Below are 2,823 nucleotides of genomic sequence, written 5' to 3'. Positions count from 1 at the left end.
TCTGACGGCGACACAGAAATGCTTGAAGTGCGAGCTACAGAAGTGGTGGGCAATGTGCTGGTTAAAGGCTGTGCCGATGACGATATGGCAGTATTTATTCAAAGCATTATTCAAGTGCGGGCGGGATAGCAGGGGAAGTCAGCAACGCTCCGGTTATTCAAAATGTAAATGTTGGAACGGTCACCTGTGACTGCAATTATGGAGCTGCGGGAGGTATTGCCGGAAAGCTTTCAGGTGGAAGCATTCATGACAACCTGAATGCTGGAGCAGTAGCAGAGAAAAACAGGATGGCAGTTTATGTCGGTGGAATTGCCGGGATCGCCTATGATTCGGCCTCGGTTTATAACAATGTCAATACGGGGGCAGTTGAAGCACATTCAAGCTATATAAGCCCAGCAGTCGGAAGTCCTTATGGAGCAGGTCGTATTGGGAATAACCTGGATACTTTCACAAGGTATAAATGGACTCCTAGCAGTAATTATGGATACAACTTAGGTGTCTTAAGAATATCGAAAAGTTCTCTCAAATCAAACCTGTATGGTTTAAACAGCGATCTCTGGAATGCCGGTAATGCAACACAGCTGCCGATGCTCAAAAGCGTTAACACCCCTTACCGTGACCTTGCCCGAATAGATGGTACCCAACAGACTGATAACCAGTTTCCCACCGTCCTGAATGAGTTTGCAGATCCTGGTGGTGCCATAGATGCTACCTCTTTCACTCGTACTATCTGGAACGGATGGGATGGTTATTTACCCTTTCCAAAAGTTTTCTCCAAACCACAAACATCACTGGCTGGAATTGATTGCACACCAGGGGGATTTGACTGCGGCCAGGAAAAACCTCCTCAATTAATCCATGAAATTGCAATAGATCCAAACAGGTTGCCGGTGCATGCTGCTCCAACGCCTACAGGAGGCGTTGTCCCACCAAGTTATTGCGGGCCCCACAGGGTTTTGAGTGTCTCATGGAATATGAACAGTATGCTCATGGCTGTGGGAATAGGTTCCGGTGGCGGTTCCGGATGCCCTGTTTCAGGCTCCGTACAAATCTTTGATATGAGTGACCCGGCGAGGCCCAGACTCCTGCATACCTTGCACGATGCTAAACACTGGGTGGAGACTGTTGCCTTCAACCACGACGGTACCCAGCTGGCAGTCGGGGGGTATGATAAAAAGGTCAGGATTTATGACCCAGTGAACCCGTCCACTCCCCTTGCCACCCTGTCCGATGCGAAAGGCCCGATAGACGGCGTTAAATACAATCACGGAGGTACTCAGCTGGCAGTTGGTAGATATAATAAGGTCAGGATTTATGACCCGAGGGATCTGTCCATTCGCCCGACAATTCTGACCAATGCAAATGATTGGGTACTGAGCCTTGACTACAATCACGACGGTACCCAGCTGGCAGTGGGGGGGTACGGTAAAAAGGTCAGGATTTATGACCCGTGGGATCTGACCATTGCCCCGCAAGCTGTGATCCCTGGGCTTTATCGTATGAGCGCTAAATTCAACCACGACGGCACGCTGCTGGCAACTGGGGGAAGTGACTATAGGTACAGAGGACACAGTGTTGAGGTTTATGACATAAAGAACCTGGACAGCCCAAAGTATACTCTGAGGGATACGCCATGGACGGTCACGAGCATTGACTTCAATCACGACAGCACCCGACTCGCCTTTGGGGCTAGGAGGAGTGTCAGGATATATGACATGTTGAATCCAACTGGGGTTCTGTACACCCTCTCTGATGCGACAAGTGCTATAAAGAGCGTTAACTACAACCACGACGGCACCTTGCTGGCAGTCGGGACGCACGCTGGAAAGGTCAGGATTTATCGGGTCGGTATAAAAGCTTCAGCGACAACATCGCCATCTGCAAGTCTCTCGACCAGTCAACCCACCACTGCTTCTACAACCATTTCGAGATCTCCATCAGAAAATTCAGCACTGATCAGGCCTTCATCGTCGTATACACCGCCATCGTCAGACGAATTGACGACCACTTCTGTTCCCACTACTTTGCTCAGTTCGGAGTCACTATCAGCAACACCATCTGCTCTATCATCAACGTCTGAACGGTCATCAACCAGTGAATTGAGCACTCATTCTGAAGCCCGTACTTCAGCCAGTTCGGTGTCACATTCTGAAGTTTCATCTGCTGTCCCATCGTCATCAGCACAACCTTCAAGCAGTGAATTGAGCACGGCTTCTGTAGCCCAAACTTCAGCCAGTTTGGTGTCACCGTCAGAAGTTTCATCTGCTGCCCCATCGTCATCAGCACAACCTTCAAGCAGTGAATTGATCACTACTTCTGTAGCCCGAACTTCAGCCAGTTCGGTGCCACCTTCAGAAATTTCATCCGCTGCTCCATCATCAGCACAACCTTCAACCAGTGAATTGAGCACGGCTACTGTAGCCCGAACTTCATCCAGTTCAATGTTACCTTCAAGAGCTACGCCCAATGCCCCATCGTCATCCGCACAGCCAGCAATCAGCAGGGCCAGCACTGTTCAGCTGGACAATAGTAATTTCAATCAATATCTGAATGCCGACCACCCGGTCGAGGGACGCTATGAGTTAATCGGTGATATTGACCTGAGCGGATCTGAATGGAAACCGGTCGGCAATACCTCCAAACCCTTATCTGTCACTCTGCTTGGCAACGGCCACGTTATTTCCGGCCTTAAAATTTCAACATGGGCAGCGAATAAAGCCACGGGCTTGTTCGGAGTTCTGCAAGACAGCACCATCAGGCAGATCATTCTAAACCAGCCCGAAGTTACCAGTTATGGAAGTTCAAGCCCCACAGGTGCACTTG

The 2,823-nt window shown here is 49.7% G+C and carries 2 protein-coding genes and 2 pseudogenes; 2 read left to right on the top strand and 2 right to left on the bottom strand.

The window, feature by feature from the left end:
• Positions 1–287: 287 nt before the first annotated feature.
• Positions 288–1,406: pseudogene (locus KDK18_RS14605) on the top strand (WD40 repeat domain-containing protein); the annotation flags it as partial.
• Between the two features lie 491 nt (positions 1,407–1,897).
• Here the strand turns inward: KDK18_RS14605 and KDK18_RS02250 are convergent.
• The gene (locus tag KDK18_RS02250) at positions 1,898–2,107 is read right to left on the bottom strand and encodes a hypothetical protein (protein ID WP_257252893.1); all 210 of its coding nucleotides are present in this window, start codon (positions 2,105–2,107) and stop codon (positions 1,898–1,900) included.
• A complete protein-coding gene (locus tag KDK18_RS02245; protein ID WP_257252892.1) occupies positions 2,108–2,467 on the bottom strand; it encodes a hypothetical protein in 360 nt (119 codons plus the stop codon).
• Between KDK18_RS02245 and KDK18_RS02240 the strand changes: the two are divergent.
• Positions 2,442–2,823: pseudogene (locus KDK18_RS02240) on the top strand (hypothetical protein); the annotation flags it as partial. The gene KDK18_RS02245 and the pseudogene KDK18_RS02240 sit on opposite strands and share 26 nt — an antisense overlap.

This window comes from Endozoicomonas sp. SESOKO3 (genome assembly GCF_024606255.1).
This window is presented reverse-complemented; position numbering and strand designations above follow the sequence as displayed.